The organism is Streptomyces sp. NPDC102278 (genome assembly GCF_044766345.1).
Lineage (GTDB): Bacteria > Actinomycetota > Actinomycetes > Streptomycetales > Streptomycetaceae > Streptomyces.
In genome coordinates, this window is sequence record NZ_JBIWLV010000003.1 from 285,390 (window position 1) to 304,787 (window position 19,398).

14 protein-coding genes and 1 pseudogene are annotated in these 19,398 nt (G+C 70.5%); 14 read left to right on the plus strand and 1 reads right to left on the minus strand.

What is annotated here, in order from left to right:
* Positions 1-151 precede the first annotated feature (151 nt).
* Positions 152-2,773: a valine--tRNA ligase gene (locus ACIRO3_RS10365; RefSeq protein WP_404134667.1), complete on the plus strand. Its 2,622-nt coding sequence runs from the start codon at positions 152-154 to the stop codon at positions 2,771-2,773.
* Positions 2,774-3,023: 250 nt separating this feature from the next.
* Positions 3,024-4,172, plus strand: coding sequence for a histidine kinase (locus tag ACIRO3_RS10370; protein ID WP_361774267.1), 1,149 nt, complete (start codon positions 3,024-3,026; stop codon positions 4,170-4,172).
* A 52-nt stretch (positions 4,173-4,224) separates the two neighbouring features.
* On the opposite strand, the pseudogene ACIRO3_RS10375 reads toward ACIRO3_RS10370, so the two are convergent.
* Positions 4,225-4,425, minus strand: a pseudogene (locus tag ACIRO3_RS10375) (rod shape-determining protein); the annotation flags it as partial.
* A gap of 117 nt (positions 4,426-4,542) precedes the next feature.
* Here ACIRO3_RS10375 and ACIRO3_RS10380 point away from each other — a divergent pair.
* The 12 genes from ACIRO3_RS10380 (at position 4,543) to ACIRO3_RS10435 (ending at position 19,286) form a co-directional block, all read left to right on the plus strand.
* The gene (locus tag ACIRO3_RS10380) at positions 4,543-6,081 is read left to right on the plus strand and encodes a bifunctional folylpolyglutamate synthase/dihydrofolate synthase (protein WP_404134670.1); all 1,539 of its coding nucleotides are present in this window, start codon (positions 4,543-4,545) and stop codon (positions 6,079-6,081) included.
* Between the two features lie 4 nt (positions 6,082-6,085).
* Positions 6,086-6,439, plus strand: coding sequence for a DUF4233 domain-containing protein (locus ACIRO3_RS10385; RefSeq protein WP_366150361.1), 354 nt, complete (start codon positions 6,086-6,088; stop codon positions 6,437-6,439).
* Positions 6,440-6,548: 109 nt separating this feature from the next.
* Positions 6,549-6,959, plus strand: coding sequence for a nucleoside-diphosphate kinase (gene ndk / locus ACIRO3_RS10390; RefSeq protein ID WP_361774261.1), 411 nt, complete (start codon positions 6,549-6,551; stop codon positions 6,957-6,959).
* 330 nt (positions 6,960-7,289) lie between these two features.
* A complete protein-coding gene (locus ACIRO3_RS10395) occupies positions 7,290-8,309 on the plus strand; it encodes a rod shape-determining protein (RefSeq protein WP_008738981.1) in 1,020 nt (339 codons plus the stop codon).
* A gap of 174 nt (positions 8,310-8,483) precedes the next feature.
* Positions 8,484-9,425, plus strand: coding sequence for a rod shape-determining protein MreC (gene mreC, locus ACIRO3_RS10400; protein ID WP_361774258.1), 942 nt, complete (start codon positions 8,484-8,486; stop codon positions 9,423-9,425).
* A gap of 12 nt (positions 9,426-9,437) precedes the next feature.
* Positions 9,438-10,133 carry a rod shape-determining protein MreD gene (gene mreD, locus ACIRO3_RS10405; protein ID WP_361774255.1) on the plus strand — a complete coding sequence of 232 codons (696 nt, stop codon included), beginning with the start codon at positions 9,438-9,440 and terminating at the stop codon, positions 10,131-10,133.
* A 13-nt stretch (positions 10,134-10,146) separates the two neighbouring features.
* The gene (gene mrdA / locus ACIRO3_RS10410) at positions 10,147-12,318 is read left to right on the plus strand and encodes a penicillin-binding protein 2 (protein WP_361774252.1); all 2,172 of its coding nucleotides are present in this window, start codon (positions 10,147-10,149) and stop codon (positions 12,316-12,318) included.
* Positions 12,318-13,517: a rod shape-determining protein RodA gene (rodA, locus tag ACIRO3_RS10415; RefSeq protein ID WP_361774249.1), complete on the plus strand. Its 1,200-nt coding sequence runs from the start codon at positions 12,318-12,320 to the stop codon at positions 13,515-13,517. Before mrdA ends, rodA begins: the two co-directional genes overlap by 1 nt.
* A gap of 69 nt (positions 13,518-13,586) precedes the next feature.
* Positions 13,587-15,173 carry a CHAD domain-containing protein gene (locus ACIRO3_RS10420; protein ID WP_404134678.1) on the plus strand — a complete coding sequence of 529 codons (1,587 nt, stop codon included), beginning with the start codon at positions 13,587-13,589 and terminating at the stop codon, positions 15,171-15,173.
* 79 nt (positions 15,174-15,252) lie between these two features.
* Positions 15,253-17,178: a TIGR03960 family B12-binding radical SAM protein gene (locus ACIRO3_RS10425; RefSeq protein ID WP_361774243.1), complete on the plus strand. Its 1,926-nt coding sequence runs from the start codon at positions 15,253-15,255 to the stop codon at positions 17,176-17,178.
* Positions 17,179-17,314: 136 nt separating this feature from the next.
* Positions 17,315-18,379, plus strand: a complete 1,065-nt coding sequence (locus ACIRO3_RS10430) for a hypothetical protein (protein ID WP_404134682.1) — start codon at positions 17,315-17,317, stop codon at positions 18,377-18,379.
* Positions 18,380-18,506: 127 nt separating this feature from the next.
* Positions 18,507-19,286: a TIGR03936 family radical SAM-associated protein gene (locus ACIRO3_RS10435; protein WP_361774436.1), complete on the plus strand. Its 780-nt coding sequence runs from the start codon at positions 18,507-18,509 to the stop codon at positions 19,284-19,286.
* The last annotated feature ends 112 nt before the right edge of the window (positions 19,287-19,398 follow it).

The window sequence follows — 19,398 nt, forward strand, 5'->3', positions numbered from 1 at the left end:
TGACGGAAGGACGGCGGGTTCCGGCCGCCGGGGCCCCAGGCGTTACGGAACCACGACGCCGGGACGCCCCGAACCGCGCGCTCGGCCGGGAGCGGGCCCGGGGACGGAATGGATTCGTGGCCGGGGCGGCGCCGCCCGTATCCTGTGCCCCGTGACCGAGAACACGCAGACACCCAGCGCCCCCACCTCCGAACTGCCGACCCAGTACGCACCGGCCGAGGTAGAGGGAGAGCTCTACGAGCGCTGGGTGGAGCGCGGTTACTTCACCGCCGATCCGGCGAGCGAGAAGCCCCCGTACACCATCGTCATCCCGCCGCCGAACGTCACCGGCTCGCTCCACCTGGGACACGCCTTCCAGCACACGCTCATGGACGCCCTCACCCGCCGCAAGCGGATGCAGGGTTACGAGGCGCTGTGGCTGCCGGGCATGGACCACGCCGGCATCGCCACCCAGAACAAGGTCGAGCAGCAGCTCGCCGAGGAGGGCAAGTCCCGCCACGACCTGGGCCGCGAGGAGTTCATCGAGCGCGTCTGGCAGTGGAAGGAAGAGTACGGCGGCAAGATCCTCGGCCAGATGCGTCGCCTCGGCGACGGCGTCGACTGGTCGCGCGAGCGCTTCACCATGGACGAGGGCCTGTCCAAGGCCGTCCAGACCATCTTCAAGAAGCTCTACGACGACGGCCTGATCTACCGGGCCGAGCGCATCATCAACTGGTGCCCCCGCTGTCTGACCGCCATCTCCGACATCGAGGTGGAGTACCAGGACGACGCCGGCGAGCTGGTCTCCATCCGCTACGGAGAGGGAGAGGACAGCCTCGTCGTCGCGACGACCCGCGCCGAGACGATGCTCGGCGACACCGCCGTCGCCGTCCACCCCGACGACGAGCGGTACAAGCACCTCGTCGGCACCCGGATCAAGCTGCCGCTGACCGACCGGACCATCCCGATCGTCGCCGACACGCACGTCGACCCGGAGTTCGGCACCGGCGCCGTCAAGGTGACGCCCGCGCACGACCCGAACGACTTCGCGATCGGTCAGCGCCACGACCTCGAATCCCTGACGATCATGGACGAGCGGGGCGTCATCACCGTCCACGGTCCCTTCCAGGGACTGGACCGCTTCGAGGCCCGTTCGGCCGTCGTCGGCGCGCTGCGCGAGCAGGGTCGCATCGTCGCCGAGAAGCGTCCGTACCAGCACTCCGTCGGGCACTGCTCGCGTTGCAGCACCACCGTCGAGCCGCGTCTGTCGCTCCAGTGGTGGGTCGGCGTCAAGCCGCTCGCCACGGCGGCCGGCGACGCGGTCCGTGACGGCCGGGTCGCGATCCACCCGCGCGAGATGGAGAAGCGCTACTTCGACTGGGTCGACAACCTCAACGACTGGTGCATCTCGCGCCAGCTGTGGTGGGGCCACCGGATCCCGATCTGGTACGGCCCGGAGGGTCAGATCGTCTGCGTCGGACCGGACGACGAGATCCCGACCGGTGAGGGCTGGACCCAGGACACCGACGTCCTCGACACGTGGTTCTCCTCCGGCCTGTGGCCGTTCTCCACGCTCGGCTGGCCGGAGAAGACCCCGGACCTGAAGAAGTTCTACTCCACCGACGTCCTGGTCACCGGCCACGACATCATCTTCTTCTGGGTCGCCCGGATGATGATGTTCGGTCTGTACGCCATGGACGGCGAGGTCCCCTTCAAGACGATCGCGCTAACCGGCCTGGTCCGCGACGAGCGCGGCAAGAAGATGTCGAAGTCCTTCGGCAACGTCGTCGACCCGCTCGACTGGATGGACAAGTACGGCTCCGACGCCGTCCGGTTCACCCTCGCCAAGGGCGCCAACCCCGGCACCGACGTCCCGATCGGCGAGGACTGGGTCCAGGCGTCCCGGAACTTCGCCAACAAGATCTGGAACGCCACCCGCTTCGCGCTGATGAACGGCGCCACCGTCGAGGGCGAGCTGCCGGCCCCCGAGCAGATGTCGGCGACCGACCGCTGGATCCTGTCGCGGCTGAACAAGACCGTCGAGCAGGTGGACGCGTACTACGAGGACTTCCAGTTCTCGAAGCTCAGCGAGGCCCTCTACCACTTCGCGTGGGACGAGGTCTTCGACTGGTACGTCGAGCTGTCGAAGACGACGTTCTTCGCGGGCGGCGAGGGCGCCAAGGTCTCCGGCCGCGTCCTCGGCGAGGTCCTCGACGTCACGCTGCGCCTGCTGCACCCCGTGGTCCCCTTCGTCACCGAAACCCTGTGGACCACGCTCACCGGTGGCGAGTCCCTCGTCATCGCCGACTGGCCCAAGGACAGCGGCTTCCGCGACGAGGCGGCCGAGCGGGAGATCGAGAACCTCCAGGCCGTCGTCACCGAGGTCCGCCGCTTCCGCGCCGACCAGGGCCTGCAGCCGGGCCAGAAGGTCCCGGCCCGGCTCGACCTGGCCGGTACCGCGCTGGCCGCGCACGAGGGTGCGATCCGGCAGCTGCTGCGCCTCCTGCCGGAGGGCGAGGAGTTCAGCGCCACCGCGACCCTGCCGGTCGGCGGCGCCACCGTCGCGCTCGACCTGTCGGGCACCATCGACGTGGCCGCCGAGCGCAAGCGGCTGTCGAAGGACCTGGTCGCGGCGGAGAAGGAGAAGCAGCAGGCAGAGGGCAAGCTCGGCAACGAGGCCTTCCTGGCCAAGGCGCCCGACAACGTCGTGGACAAGATCAAGGGCCGGCTCGCCAAGGCCGAGTCGGACATCACCCGGATCCAGGCCCAGCTGGAAGCGCTGCCGCCCGCGTAGCGGCCGGCCGAGCACGGCGAAGGCCCCCACACCGTCGGCCGGTGTGGGGGCCTTCGCCGTACACGCTGCCGTACACCGGCCCGCCGGAACGGCCGGACGGGCGGACGGCCGGACGGCGCGCCGGTGGGGTCGTCCGGCGTACCGGTGGAGTCGTCCGGCCCTGCCGAAAATCATCCCGAGTGCCGCAAATCACTTCTTATGCCCTGTCACCTGATTCGATCCGGGCCGCTCACCACGGATGATGGGTGACATGCACGCCAAGCCCGTCGTCTCGGCGCTCCGCCAAGCCGCGGCCACCGGCCGCCGGCTCAGCGAGGGCTGGGCCGGGTCCCCGCGCGCGATGGACGTCCTGACCGCCCTGAGCTGCCTCGCGCTGATGGCGCTGGACCTGCCGGGTCTGGCCGCCGCCGACAACTCGCTCAACGGCTGGATGGCCGCCGCCGTCCTCACCGCGGGCTGCGCGAGCCTGCTGGTGCGCCGCCGCATGCCCTGGCTCGCGTATGTCACCGCCCTGCTGTTCGTCGGCTGGCTGCACGAGCTGACGCTGATCCAGTTCGCCCTGTACTCGGTCGGCCGCTACCGCGGCCGGCGGGCCGGGATCCTGGCCACCTTCGGGTACGTGGCGTTCGCGCTGGCCGTGTTCAGCGTGCCGGGATGGCCCGAGCCGCGGGCGCAGAGCCTCAGTTCCTTCCTCAGCCTGGTCGTGCCCATCGGGGTGCTCGCCTCGGCCGTCGGGATCGCCGCGTACCGGCACGACCTGGTGCGGGAGCTCGACGTCCGCCGGGCCGAGTCGGCCGTCCTGCAGGCCGTCCAGCAGGAGCGCACCTCCGTCGCCCGGGACGTGCACGACTTCGTCGGACGGGAGCTGACCCTGCTGACCGTGCGCTCCGAGGTGCTGTCGACGCGGGCGCGCGAGACGGCGTACGCGAAGGACTTCGAGGAGCTGGCCGACACCGCGCGCCGCGCCCACCTGGTGCTGAACGAGATCATCGTGCAGCGCGGGGGCCCTTCCGCGACCCCCGGCGTCGAGGGGCTGGCGGCGCTGGCGCAGGAGAGCGGACGGGCCGGTTCGCCCGTCCGGCTGGTGATGGACCCCGAGGTGCACGAGGTGTCACCGCTGCGGCAGGCGGCGGTCTACCGGGTGGTGCAGGAGTGCCTCACCAACGCGGCCAAGCACGCCCGGGGCGAGATCGTCGACGTGTCGATCGAGGCCGCCGGTCCGCACCTGCGGATCGCCGTCATCAACAGCCTCCCGGACCGCACCCCGACCCTCGCCCCCGTCTCGGCGGGCTCGGGCACGGCGAGCATGTCGGAACGCGTCCGCAGCCTGGGCGGAACCCTGAAGGCGAAGCGGACCGACGAGTCGTACGTGGTGATCGCCACGCTTCCCCGCGGCTAGGTTTCCCTTCGGATCCGGTCAGACCTCGGCCGGGGACCGTGTTCCATGACGTCGAGCCGGGAGTGCGGCCGATGGTCTCCTTGGCCTCGGTCCCCAAGGCCGGCGCGATGGTCGTGCCAGCCTTCACGGCGACCACGGACGGCTCATTGAGGACGATTCCGTGCCCCCGGGCGTAGACGAGCGTGTTCGCGGTCCCCAGGTCGATCCCCACGTCACGGCTGGAATTCGTCTTGTTGCTGCCCGCCTGCGGTATTTGTTCCCCTATCTCCTGTCCGCAAGGCTTGCATAACGATCCGGTCGCTTTGATCGCCGAACGTCCTGAAACGGCCGGGCCGAAAGTCAGGCGGGTCCTCGTCCGTAGACTGGGCCCGTGAGTGAGCAGCAGCCCGAGAGCCATGGCCCCGACGAACCGGGCCGCCCCTTCGACGGGATCGACGCGTTCGACCAGATCATCGCGGAGGAGTCCGACCGCGACCCCGACCTGGCGGTGATCGAGGCCGGCAGTCGCACCCTGCGCGCACACGGCGGAGCGCCGCTGGGTGACCAGGTGCCCGCCGTCCCCACCGACCCGGAGGCGGCCAAGGCGCTGCAGGAGGTGGAGCAGGAACTGGCCGGCCGCTGGGGCGAGACGAAGCTGGAGCCGTCGGTCTCGCGGATCGCCGCGCTGATGGACGTACTGGGCGAGCCGCAGCGCGCGTACCCGTCCATCCACGTCACCGGCACCAACGGCAAGACCAGCACGGCCCGCATGATCGAGGCCCTGCTGAACGCCTTCGAGCTGCGCACCGGGCGCTACACCAGCCCGCACGTGCAGTCGGTCACCGAGCGGATCAGCCTGGACGGTGCGCCGATCAGCGCGGAGCGGTTCGTGGAGACCTACCACGACGTCAAGCCGTACGTGGAGATGGTCGACGCCGCCGAGGAGTACCGGCTGTCGTTCTTCGAGGTGCTCACCGGCATGGCCTACGCGGCCTTCGCGGACGCCCCCGTGGACGTGGCGGTCGTCGAGGTCGGCATGGGCGGCACCTGGGACGCCACCAACGTGATCGACGGCGTGGTCGCCGTGGTCACCCCGATCAGCCTCGACCACACCGACCGGCTCGGTTCCACCCCCGGCGAGATCGCGCGGGAGAAGGGTGGCGTCATCAAGCAGGACGCCACCGTCATCCTGGCGCAACAGCCGGTCGACGCGGCGCAGGTGCTGCTGAAGAAGGCCGTCGAAGTCGACGCGACCGTGGCCCGCGAGGGCATGGAGTTCGGTGTCGTCTCCCGCGAGGTGGCGGTCGGCGGCCAGATGCTGACGCTGCGCGGCGTGGGCGGCGAGTACGACGGCATCTTCCTCCCGCTGTACGGCGCCCACATGGCGCACAACGCGGCCGTGGCGCTGGCGGCGGTCGAGGCCTTCTTCGGGGTCGGCGCGGAGCACGCGCGCGAGCTGGACACGGACACCGTGCGCAAGGCCTTCGCCTCGGTGACCTCGCCGGGCCGCATGGAGGTCGTCCGGCGCAGCCCCACGGTGGTCCTGGACGCGGCGCACAACCCGGCGGGGGCCCAGGTCACCGCCGAGGCCGTCACCGAGGCGTTCGGCTTCAGCCGGCTGATCGGGGTCATGGCCGCCAGCGAGGGCAAGGACGTCAAGGGGGTCCTGGAGGCCTTCGAGCCGATCTTCGCCGAGATCGTGGTCACGGAGAACTCCAGTCACCGGGCGATGTCGGCCGACGAGCTGGCGGGTGTGGCGGTGGAGGTCTTCGGGGCCGACCGCGTGCAGGTGGAGCCGAGGCTGGACGACGCCCTGGAGGCGGCGATCACCCTGGCGGAGGAAGAGGCCGAATACGGCGGGGCCGGGGTCCTGGTGACCGGCTCGGTGATCACGGTGGGCGAGGCCCGCCTGCTGTTCAAGAGGGGCTGAGGGAATGCGCACGCTCTGCGCGAGCACGCTGATCGGCGAGTTCTTCGTGATCGGTTTCGCGGGCCTGGTGGCCATGAAGGACCCGGACCTGACCCAGGCGACCGTGTGGACGGTGTGCGGCGTCGCGATGCTGCTGTCGGTCCTGCTGTGCGGGATGCTGTCGCGGCCCGGCGCGGTGCAGTTGGGGTGGGCCCTCCAGGTGGGCCTGATCCTCAGTGGTTTCGTGGTGCCGACGATGTTCTTCCTCGGCGCGGTTTTCGCCGGGCTGTGGTGGTGCTCCGTGCACTACGGGCGCCGCATCGACGACGTGAAGGCCCGGTGGGCGGCCGCCCATCCGGAGCACGAGGCGCAGGTCTGAGGTCACGGCTCCGTCACCCCGGGACGGGTGGCACCCGGCGGGGGCCGACCGGCTCCGGAGCACCTGTAGATTCGTCCCACCGCACCCGTTTGCCGCAAGGAGTTACCACATGACCCAGCGCACGCTCGTCCTGCTCAAGCCCGACGCCGTCCGTCGTGGCCTGATCGGCGAGATCATCGGCCGCATCGAGCGGAAGGCCGGCTGGACCATTCCCGCGCTGGAGCTGCGCACGCTCGACCAGGAGACCCTGGAGGCGCACTACGGCGAGCACAAGGGCAAGCCGTTCTACGAGCCCCTCATGGGCTTCATGTCCGGCGGCCCGGTCGTCGCCCTCGTGGTCGAGGGGGAGCGGGTGATCGAGGGTGTCCGCGCGCTCGCCGGCCCGACCGACCCGATCGCCGCGGCGCCCGGTTCGATCCGCGGCGACTTCGGTTCCATCACCCGGGAGAACCTGATCCACGCCTCGGATTCCGAGGAGTCCGCGGAGCGCGAGCTGAAGCTGTTCTTCCCCGCGCTCTGAGGCCGTTCCCCGCACCAAGCGGAATCCTGTCATCGCAGTCTTTTCTGACGCGAGATCAGCCGAATAGCGCTCACTGCCTGGGGCGACCGAAGTAATTTCGGTCGCCCTTCGGTATTACCGGCGCCGACGGGGAACGCATGTGCAGGACACGACGTCACCACTAAGGGGGCGGGTTTCCGTTCCGGCGGGATTGCCGGAGTCCCGTCGCGCGATGTCCGTACCTGCGGCACTACGATGGGGCCTCCACCCACACACCCACCTCGCCGACCTGACAGCAGCCGCTATCAACTGGAAGGCCAGACGCTCCTCATGGGGAACAAGGGGAACACTATGTCGTTCATCGGCCGTGACATGGCGATCGACCTCGGGACCGCCAACACGCTGGTGTACGTGAGGGGCCGGGGGATCGTCCTGAACGAGCCGTCCGTGGTCGCCATCAACACGAACACCGGTGGCATCCTGGCGGTCGGCTCCGAGGCGAAGAAGATGATCGGCCGGACGCCCGGCAACATCGTCGCCGTCAGGCCCCTCAAGGACGGCGTGATCGCCGACTTCGAGATCACCGAGCGGATGCTCCGGTACTTCATCCTCAAGATCCACAAGCGCCGTTACCTGGCGCGTCCGCGCGTCGTGGTCTGCGTGCCCTCCGGCATCACGGGAGTGGAGCGACGCGCCGTCATCGAGGCGTCCACGCAGGCCGGCGCCCGCCAGGTACACATCATCGAAGAGCCCATGGCCGCCGCCATCGGCTCGGGCCTGCCCGTCCACGAGGCCACCGGCAACATGGTCGTGGACATCGGCGGTGGCACCACCGAGGTCGCCGTCATCTCCCTCGGCGGAATCGTCACGGCGCAGTCCATCCGGGTGGCCGGTGACGAGCTCGACAACGCGATCATCCAGCACATCAAGAAGGAGTACTCGCTCCTCCTCGGTGAGCGCACCGCCGAACAGATCAAGATCACCATCGGTTCGGCGTACGACCTCGACAAGGACGAACACACCGAGATCCGCGGCAGGGACCTGGTGTCCGGACTGCCGAAGACGGTCGTGATCTCGGCCGCCGAGGTCCGCAAGGCCATCGAGGAGCCGGTCAACGCCATCGTGGACGCGGTCAAGACGACCCTGGACAAGTGCCCGCCGGAGCTGTCCGGCGACATCATGGACCGCGGCATCGTCCTGACCGGCGGCGGCGCGCTGCTGCGCGGCCTGGACGAACGACTGCGCCGTGAGACCGGCATGCCGATCCACATCGCGGAGGATCCGCTCGACTCGGTCGCGCTCGGCTCCGGCAAGTGCGTGGAGGAGTTCGAAGCGCTCCAGCAGGTCCTGGACGCCCAGCCCCGGCGGTGATCGACTCCCCGTCCACGGGGCACGCGGAACACAAGGATCCGCCGTACGGGTGCTAGCGCGCCGGTGCGGCGGATCGTTGATATACAGGCAACAGTCCGGTGCGATCACAGCTGCACGTCTCACCGGAGCGGCTCTGCCGCACGGGTATCTACGAGGAAGGCACGGCCGCCGCACGTGAGGGACACACGAGAGAGCCGGCTGCTCCTGGTGCTTCTGATCGCCATCGCGTTCGCATTGATCACGGTGGACATCAGAGCGGGCGAGGAGTCACCGGTCGACGGTGCCCGACAGGCCGCCGCAGCGGTCTTCGGCCCCGTCGAAAAGGGCGTGGCGACGGCGGTGGATCCGGTCGCCCACGCCATAGGAGCCGTACGCGACTCCGGCGAGCGCCACAACCGGATCGCGACGCTGGAGCGCGAGAACACCGCGCTCAAGGCCAAGCTCGGCAGCGACGACCAGAACCGCAGCCGCGTCCGCGAGCTCGACGAGATGCTCAAGCGGGCCGGCGCTGGACAGTACGGGATCAAGGGCGCCGAGGTCATCGCGATAGGAGCGGCCCAGGGCTTCTCCTGGACCGTCACCATCGACGCCGGCACCAAGGACGGCATCGAGCGCGACATGACCGTCCTGAACGGGGAGGGCCTCGTCGGCCGGGTCGCCACCGTCGGCCCCGACACCGCCACCGTGGTCCTCGCCAACGACCCCGACTTCACCGTCGGCACCCGGCTGGAGAAGACCGGCGAACTCGGCTTCGCCACCGGTCAGGGCGACCGCGCCCTGTCCGTGCAGATGCTCAACGGCAAGGCCAAGATCAACGCCGGCGACCGGCTCGTCACCTTCGGCTCGCGCGGCAACAAGCCGTTCGTGCCCGGCGTGCCGATCGGCGAGGTGGTCAAGGTGGACCCCTCGCGCGGAGACCTCACCCGTACCGTCTGGGTGCGCCCGTTCGTGGGCTTCTCGCGCCTGGACATCGTCGGCGTCGTCGTGATGCCGCCGCGCGAGGACCCGCGCGACGCGGTCCTCCCGCCCAAGCCCGCGGGCCCCAAGCCCACCCCGACGGTCACCGTCACGGTCACCCCGTCCGCCAGTGTGCCCGGCAAGCCGGACGACGAGTAGGAGCTGATCGCCATGCGTTTCAACCGGATCCTGCTCTCGGCCACGCTCGTCGTGGTCGCCCTCGTGGTCCAGGTCTCCGTTCTCGGCAGGCTTCAACTGCCCGGCGCGGTACCCGACCTGGTCCTCCTCACCGTCGTGGCCCTCGCCCTGGTCTACGGACACCTCGGCGGGGCCGTCATCGGCTTCGGCGCCGGCCTGCTCGCGGACCTGGCGCCGCCCGCCGACCACGCCGCCGGCCGGTACGCGCTCGTGCTGTGCCTCATCGGCTACCTCGTCGGCCTGGCCCGCCCGGACAACGGGCGGTTCCGCTCCGCCTGGGGGCCGATGCTGACCGTCGTCGCCGCCGCGATCGGTTCCACCCTGCTGTACGCGGGCGTCGGCGCCCTCGTCGGGGACACCGCCGCCCGCCACGTCGGCCTGGCCGGCCTGCTGTTCACGGCGACGCTCTACGACCTGCTGCTCGCGCCCTTCACCGTGCCGTTCATCATGGCGCTCGCCCGGCGCGCCGAGAACGACCCGATGGCCGTCGAGGCCGGCGGCGGCCCGCCCCAGGGCAAGGACGTGTCCTCCGGCTGGCTGGCCGGCGGCACGGGGCTGCGCATCGGCAGCCAGCGCGGTGGACTGCGGCTGAAGACCGCACGCGGACGCGCCAACCGGGCCGGCCGCATAAAGGGCGTCAAGGGTGTGAAGAGCGTCAAGAAACTGTGAGGGAGGAGAAGGCGTGAGCAACACCCCCGACACGGACCGCACCTCCCGGGTGCGGATCCGACTCGTCATCATCCAAGTGCTCGTCTTCTCCCTGCTCCTCACCCTCGGCGGGCGCCTCTGGTACCTCCAGATCCGCAACGGCGACGAGTACTACCACGAGGCGAAGAACAACCACGTCCAGCAGGTGGTCCAGCCGGCCGTGCGCGGTTCGATCCTCGACGCGCGCGGGGTCGCTCTCGCCGACAACGAGACCCGGCTGGTCGTCTCCGCCAGCCGCACCGAACTGATGAAGATGAAGGACAAGGGCAAGGGGGTCCTCACCCGGCTCTCGGACGTGCTGGACATGACCCCGCAGGACGTCATGGACAAGGTCCGGCTCTGCGACTCGCGGACCCCCCAGCCCTGCTGGAACGGCTCCCCCTACCAGCCGATCCCGGTCACCAACAAGGCCACCACCCAGCAGGCCCTGCAGATCCGCGAACGGCCCGAGGAATTCCCCGGGATCACCGCCGAGCCCACCGCCGTCCGCCGCTACGCCGCCCCCGGCGGCGCCAACACCGGACAGGCGCTGGGCTACCTCTCCCCGGTCACCGACGGCGAGATCACCCGGGCGAAGGACACCAACTCGCCCTTCCTGCGCTCCGACCAGGTGGGCCGCTTCGGCCTGGAACGCACGTACGACAAGGCGCTGCGCGGCAAGTCCGGCGTGACCCGCTACGAGGTGGACAACCTCGGTCGGGTCATCGGCATGGCCCGCAACGATCCCGCGATCCCCGGCGCCAACCTCGTGACCAGCATCGACGCGCGCGTCCAGGCCGTCGCCGAGTTCGAGCTGAACGCGGCCATGGTCGAGGCCCGCAAGCAGATCGACCGCAACACGGGCGTTCCCTACAAGGCCGACGCGGGCGCCATCGTCGTCCTGGAGTCCAAGACCGGCCGCGTCGTCGCCATGGCCTCCAACCCGACCTACGACCCGAACGTCTGGGTCGGCGGGATCTCCGCCAAGGACTACGCGAAGCTGACCGCCAAGGACTCCAACGTCCCGCTGATGAACCGGGCGATCCAGGGCCAGGCCGCGCCGGGCTCCATCTTCAAGGTCATCCCGACCGCCGCCGCGGTCAACGCCGGGTACAAGTTCGACGGCGAGTACCCCTGCCCCAGTTCGTACTCCATCGGCGGACAGGTCTTCAAGAACTTCGAGTCCCAGGGCCACGGCTCCATCACCCTCGGCCGGGCGCTGGAGGTCTCCTGCGACACCGTCTTCTACGCCCTCGGCCACCAGCAGTGGTTGAAGGACGGCGGGCTCAAGCCGAAGAAGCACCCGGCCGAGATCTTCTACAAGACCGCCCACCAGTTCGGTCTCGGCGCCGAGACCGGCGTGGACCTGCCGGGCGAGGAGAAGGGCCGGGTCCCGGACCGCCAGTGGAAGCAGCGGTTCTGGGCGGCCAACAAGGACGGGTGGTGCAAGACCGGCAAGAAGGGCGGCACCTACGTCGAGCTGCTGTCCTACGAGAACTGCCTCGAAGGCAACCTGATGCGCGCCGGTGACGCCGTCAACTACTCCATCGGCCAGGGCGACACCCTCGTCACGCCGATCCAGATGGCCACCATCTACGCGGCCATCGCCAACGGCGGCACCATGTGGAACCCGACCCTCGGCAAGGCGGTCATCAGCGCCGACGGCAAGCGGGTCGAGAAGATCCCGCCGCGCGCCCACGGCCGGCTGCCCGTCACGCCGGAGACCCTCCGCAAGATGGACGGCGCCCTCGCCGGCGTCGCCACCGAGGGCACCGCCGCCTGGCGCTTCGGCGGTTGGCCGCAGAAGGAGATCCCGATGCACGCCAAGACCGGCACCGCCGAGGTCTACGGCAAGCAGACGACCTCCTGGTTCGCCACCTACACGTCGGACTTCACGATCGTCATGACGATCTCCCAGGGTGGTACCGGCTCCGGCGCCTCCGGCCCCGCCGTGCGCAACGTGTACAACGCCATCTACGGTCTGGACATGGCCGGCAAGCAGGACGTGAAGAGCGCCCTGTTGATCAAGCCGGAGGCGAACCTGCCGACCATCCAACCCGACGGATCCATCGACGCCCCCGTGGTCAGGCCCTACGTGCCGCCGTCCCCGGAGGAGGTGCCCGCGCTCGCCGGGCCGCCCGCACCGCCCGCAGCAAGGCAGGACTGATGCAGACCGCGAACAAGTTCTCCGTATCCCGGTACGCCCCGGAACGCGGAGCCATGGCCAAACTCACCGCCCGCGACTCGGTGGTGCGCCGGCTCGACTGGCCGATACTCCTCTGCGCACTGGCGCTGTCCTTCATCGGCTCCATGCTGGTGTGGTCGGCGACCCGCAACCGGACCTCCCTGAACCAGGGGGACCCGTACTACTTCCTCTTCCGGCACGCCCTGAACACCGGCATCGGCCTGGTGCTGATGATCGGCACGATCTGGCTCGGACACCGCACCCTGCGCGGCGCGGTCCCGTTCCTCTACGGGCTCTCGCTGCTGCTGATCATCGCCGTGCTCACCCCGCTCGGCGCGACCATCAACGGCGCGCACGCGTGGATCGTGATCGGCGGCGGATTCTCCATCCAGCCCTCCGAGTTCGTCAAGATCACGATCATCCTGGTCATGGCGATGCTGCTGGCGACCCGGGTGGACGCGGGCGACCTCGCCCACCCCGACCACCGCACCGTGGTCAAGGCACTGTGCCTGGCCGCCGCCCCGATGGGCATCGTCATGCTGATGCCCGACCTGGGCTCGGTCATGGTGATGGTCGTCATCGTCCTCGGCGTGCTGCTGGCCTCCGGCGCCTCCAACCGCTGGGTGCTGGGCCTCATCGGCGCGGGCGCCGGCGGGGCCGTCCTGATCTGGCAGCTCGGCGTCCTCGACGAGTACCAGATCAACCGCTTCGCCGCCTTCGCCAACCCGGAACTCGACCCGGCCGGCGTCGGCTACAACACGAACCAGGCGCGCATCGCGATCGGCTCCGGCGGACTGACCGGCTCGGGCCTCTTCAAGGGCTCGCAGACCACCGGCCAGTTCGTGCCGGAGCAGCAGACCGACTTCGTGTTCACGGTCGCGGGGGAGGAACTGGGCTTCATCGGGGCCGGCCTGATCCTGGTACTGCTGGGCATCGTGCTGTGGCGCGCCTGCATCATCGCCCGCGAGACCACCGAGCTGTACGGAACGATCGTCTGCGCCGGGATCATCGCCTGGTTCGCCTTCCAGGCCTTCGAGAACATCGGGATGACGCTGGGCATCATGCCGGTCGCGGGACTGCCGCTGCCGTTCGTGTCCTACGGAGGATCCTCGATGTTCGCCGTGTGGATCGCGGTGGGGTTGTTGCAGTCGATCCGGGTGCAACGGCCGCTTTCGGCCTGATCACCCGGGCGGCGGGTTTGGCCCCTGCCGACCTTCTCGCCGAAGGCCGGACGGGGCTAGATTCGACGTATGGCCGAGACGAAGCGCGAGATCGAGCGGAAATTCGAGTTCACGCACGCCGACGCGGATCGGGGGAGAGACCCGGGCTCCCCCGGCCGGTCCGGCCGCTCCGGCCGCCGAGCGGCCCGGGCCGACCACCCCCCGGTGCCGGACCTCACGGGCACGGCGGGCGTCGAGACCGTCTCCCGACAGGGCACCGTGGACCTCGACGCCGTCTACTGGGACACCCCCGACCAGCGGCTCGCCGCCGACGGGCTGACCCTGCGCCGCCGCACCGGCGGCGCCGACGCCGGCTGGCACCTCAAACTCCCCGTCTCCCCGGACGTCCGCGACGAGGTCCGGGCACCGCTCAGCGACACCGTGCCCGACCGGCTCGCCGAACTGGTCCGCTCCCGGGTGCGCGACGGCCGCCTGGAGCCACAGGTACGGCTGCGCTCCTCCCGCGAGATCAGCCACCTGCTCGACGCCGACGGGGCCGTGCTCGCGGAACTGTCCACCGACACGGTCCGGGCCCGCCGGGGCAAGGCCAAGGCCACCTGGACCGAGGTGGAGGTGGAACTCGCCGACGGGGTGGACCCGGACCTGCTCGACGCCGTCGAACAACGGTTCCACGAAGAGGGCCTGCGGGTCAGCGAAGCCCCCTCGAAGCTGGCCCGGGCGCTCACGGAGACGGGCGCGCCCCCCACCCGGACCGAGGCCGGCCCCGACGAGGACACGGCCGGCGCGCGGGTGCTCGCGTACCTGCGCGAACAGCGCGACACCCTGGTCGCCCAGGACCCCGCCGTCCGCCGTGACCTGCCCGACTCCGTGCACCAGATGCGGGTCGCCATGCGGCGGATGCGCAGCGCCTTCAAGACGTACCGGAAGGTCCTCGACCGGGAGGCCACCGACCCGCTCGGGGAGGAACTGCGCCGGCTCGCCGCCGAACTCGGCGTCGCCCGCGACCAGGAGGTCATGGCAGAACGCCTCCTGGCGCACCTCGGCGAACTCCCCGACACCCTGCGGCTCGGCCCGGTCCGCGGCCGGCTGCGCGTCTGGGACACCACGCGCGGCCACGCCGCGCGGCAGAAGGCCCTGGCCGCGCTCGACAGCGACCGGTACCTCGCCCTGCTGGACGCCCTCGACGCCCTGCTGGCCGATCCGCCCCTGCGCAAGGCCGCCGGACGCCCGGCCGAGGGCGTATTGCCCCAGGCGGTGACGCACGACTTCGAACGGCTCGCCGGCCGGGTCGAGGCGGCGCTCGACCTCACCCCCGGGCACGACCGCGACCTGGCCCTGCACGCCGCCCGCAAGGCCGCCAAACGGGCCCGCTACGCGGCGGACGCGGCCGTACCCGCCCTCGGCAAACCCGCCGCACGCCTGTCCAAGGCGGCCAAGAAGGTCCAGACCCTGCTCGGTGACCACCAGGACGGCGTGGTCGCCCGCGAGGTCCTGCGCGAGATGGCCGTCCAGGCGTCCCTCGCGGGCGAGTCGTCCTTCACCTGGGGCCTGTTGTACGCCCGCGAGGAGGCGCTGGCCGAGCGGAGCGAACAGCGGCTCCCGGAGGTCTGGGGCAAGGCGGCGAAGGTACGCGCACGGACGGACCTCGGCGGATAGCGGTGATCTTGGCGGCGGACGGCTGCCGAGCCTCGGGGTACGCTTGAGAGTCGCCCCCTGCCCGCTTCACGAAAGTCGCGTGATGTCCGAGTCGGTCTTCCCACAGCTCGAAGCTCTGCTCCCGCATGTGCAGAAGCCCATCCAGTACGTCGGTGGTGAGCTGAACTCCACCGTGAAGCCCTGGGAGAGCACGGACGTCCGCTGGGCGCTCATGTACCCGGACGCGTACGAGGTCGGTCTGCCCAACCAGGGCGTCATGATCCTTTACGAGGTGCTGAACGAGCGGGAGGGCGTCCTCGCGGAACGCACCTACAGCGTGTGGCCGGACCTCGAAGAGCTGATGCGCGAGCACAAGGTCCCGCAGTTCACCGTCGACTCCCACCGCCCCGTCGGTGACTTCGACGTCTTCGGGCTCTCCTTCTCCACCGAGCTCGGCTACACCAACATGCTGACGGCGCTGGACCTCGCGGGCATCCCGCTGGAGGCCCGCAACCGCACGATCGACCACCCCATCGTCCTCGCGGGCGGCCACGCGGCCTTCAACCCCGAGCCGATCGCGGAGTTCATCGACTGCGCGGTCATCGGAGACGGCGAGCAGGCCGTCCTCGACATGACCGAGATCATCCGTGCCTGGAAGGCGGAGGGCCGCCCGGGCGGACGCGAAGAGGTCCTGCTGCGCCTCGCGAAGACCGGCGGCGTCTACGTCCCGGGCTTCTACGACGTCGAGTACCTGCCCGACGGCCGCATCGGCCGCGTCGTCCCGAACCGCTCCGGCGTGCCGTGGCGCGTCTCCAAGCACACCGTCATGGACCTCGACGAGTGGCCCTACCCCAAGCAGCCGCTGGTCCCGCTCGCCGAGACCGTCCACGAGCGGATGTCCGTGGAGATCTTCCGCGGCTGCACCCGCGGCTGCCGTTTCTGCCAGGCCGGCATGATCACGCGCCCCGTGCGGGAGCGAAGCATCACCGGCATCGGCGAGATGGTGGAGAAGGGCCTCAAGGCGACCGGTTTCGAGGAGGTCGGCCTCCTGTCGCTCTCCTCCGCGGACCACACCGAGATCGCCGACATCGCCAAGGGCCTGGCCGACCGCTACACCGACGACAAGGTGGGCCTGTCCCTCCCGTCGACCCGCGTGGACGCCTTCAACGTGGACCTGGCCAACGAGCTGACCCGCAACGGTCGTCGCTCCGGTCTGACCTTCGCCCCCGAGGGCGGCTCCGAGCGCATGCGCAAGGTCATCAACAAGATGGTCTCGGAAGAGGACCTGATCCGCACCGTCGCCACCGCGTACGGCAACGGCTGGCGCCAGGTGAAGCTGTACTTCATGGTCGGGCTGCCGACCGAGACCGACGAGGACGTGCTCCAGATCGGCGACATGGCGGTCAACGTCATCGCCAAGGGCCGCGAGGTCTCCGGGCAGAACGACATCCGCTGCACGGTGTCCATCGGCGGGTTCGTGCCCAAGCCGCACACCCCGTTCCAGTGGGCGCCCCAGCTGTCGGCCGAGGAGACGGACGCCCGCCTCGGCAAGCTCCGCGACAAGCTCCGCGGCGACAAGAAGTACGGCCGCGCCATCGGCTTCCGCTACCACGACGGCAAGCCCGGCATCGTCGAGGGCCTGCTCTCCCGCGGCGACCGTCGCATCGGCGACGTCATCCGTGCCGTGTACGAGTCCGGCGGTCGCTTCGACGGCTGGCGCGAGCACTTCAGCTACGACCGCTGGATGCAGGCCGCCGAGAAGACGCTGCCCGCGTACGGCGTGGACGTCGCCTGGTACACCACCCGCGAGCGCACCTACGAGGAGGTCCTGCCCTGGGACCACCTCGACTCCGGTCTCGACAAGGACTGGCTCTGGGAGGACTGGCAGGACGCCCTCGACGAGACCGAGGTCGAGGACTGCCGCTGGACCCCGTGCTTCGACTGCGGCGTGTGCCCGCAACTCGACCTGGACATCCAGATCGGCCCCACCGGCAAGAAGCTGCTGCCGCTCACGGTCGTGAAGTGACCGTCGTACGGAGTCGGTGACCCGACGGCCGTGAGGACGGTCGTCGGATGACACTCCCCGGTCACACCCGGTAACACCTCGGTCTCGACAGGCCCCCACCCGCAACGGTGGGGGCCTGTCCCGTGTCCCTACCTTCATGGAACTCGACAAGGGGCGACCGGCGAACGGCGGCGAGGGCTGCCTCGTCGGCGTCGTCCGCATCCCCGTGAAGATCGTGGCCGTGCTCGTCGTACTGCCCGTACGGGTGGTGTGGGACCTGCTCGTGGCGTTCGGCCGGATGCTGAACCGGCGCCTGCTCGGACCGGTCGGCCGCGGCCTGGCCTGGTGCCACCGCAAGGTCCTCCGGCCGGTGGCGCGCGCCCTCGGCCTGGTCCTCGTGACCCTGCTGAAGCTGGTGTTCGTCTGGCCCTGGGTGGGACTGGGGCGTTACGTCCTGGCCCCGGTCGGGCAGGGCCTGGCCCGGCTCGGGCGCGCCCTGACCACCCACGTGCTCGCCCCGATCGGCGGCGCGCTGCTGCGGTACCTGCTCCGGCCCGCCGGCCAGGGGATCTCCCGGCTGGCCCGCACCGCGTACGCCCACCTGCTCACCCCCCTCGGGCACGGGCTCGGCCGCCTCCTGCCGCTCCTGGGCAAGGCACTGTTCGTCTGGCCCTGGGTGGCTCTGTGGCGCCATGTCCTGGCGCCGGTCGGGCGGGGCGCGGCCTGGTCGGCGCGGTGGATCGGCGCGGGTCTCGGATGGTTGGCCAGGGCACTGTTCGTGTGGCCCTGGGTGGCCCTGTGGCGGTACGTCGTCACCCCCGTCGCCGTAGGCGCCTACCGGTACGTGCTCGCCCCGGTCGGCCGCGGGCTGTACACGTACGTCCTCACCCCCCTCGGGCACCTGCTGCGCGGAGCCTGGTACCTGGCCGGCCGGATCAGTCGGGCCCTGGGCCGCGGTCTGGTGCGACTGTGGCGCGGGCTCGTGGTCCGGCCCGCCCGTTGGGCCCACCGGCGCATCGCCACTCCCGTCGGCCACCTGGTCCGGGAGGTGTGGCGGACCTCGCGCACCGCGGTGCGCGAAGCGCGGGCCGAAGTGCGACGGGCGCTGTTCGGCGGTCCTCCCGGGGAACCGGTGAGGTCACGGGCGCGTACTCTGGGTAGTACGAAAGCCGCAGGCAACACGCCCGCCCCCGAGATCTCCCTCCACGAACGGCAGGGGTGAGCCGGCCGGTGGGGCGTGGCCGGCAGGCTCACCAGACCTCAGGGCGACGCGCGAGCCGCGGAGCCCCGCACAAGGAGAAGAACCACTGGGCAAGCGACAGCCCGAAGGCCCGCCTCCCGCACCGGTGGTGCAGCGCATCCGACTGCGCTACACCAAGCGCGGCCGCCTCCGGTTCACCAGCCACCGCGACTTCCAGCGTGCCTTCGAGCGGGCGTTGCGCCGCTCCGAGGTGCCCATGGCGTACTCGGCAGGCTTCACCCCCCACCCCCGGGTCTCCTACGCGAACGCGGCGCCCACCGGCACCGGCAGCGAGGCCGAGTACCTGGAGATCGCCCTCGCGGCACCCCGCGACCCCGAAAAGCTCCGGGTCCTGCTCGACGAATCGATGCCGGTCGGCCTCGACATCGTCGACGCGGTGGAGGCCAGGACGTCCGGCCTCGCCGAACGACTGACCGCCTCCGTGTGGGAACTGCGCCTGGACGGCGTCGAGCCCGCGGACGCCGAGCGGGCCGTGGCCGCCTTCCTGGCGGCCGAGACCGTCGAGGTCCAGCGCCGCACCAAGAACGGCATGCGGACCTTCGACACGCGCGGCGCCGTGGTCAGTCTCGAAGCACATCCGGCCCCGGCTGATAGGCCTCTGGACAATGCTTGTGCGATACTGCGGCTGGTTGTTCGGCATTTGACACCTGCCGTGCGACCCGACGACGTCCTGTCCGGTCTCCGAGCTGTGGCCGACCTGGCGCCGCCGGTCCCCGCAGCGGTGACCAGGCTGGCGCAGGGGCTCTTCGACGAGGAGTCCGGCACGGTGACCGACCCGCTCGCGCCCGACCGCGAGGCTGTCACGGCCGCCCCACCCACGGCCGCCGTAGCCGCCGACGCGAAGGCGCCGGAAGGTCCCGCCGCGTAAGGAACGTCGTCGTCGCGCCGCCCTGGCACTCGGGAGCCACCTGGGCCGGGCAGCGCACAGACCTGAAGACTTCCGCCAGGCCGTACGGACAACACGTACGGAACCGGCGGCC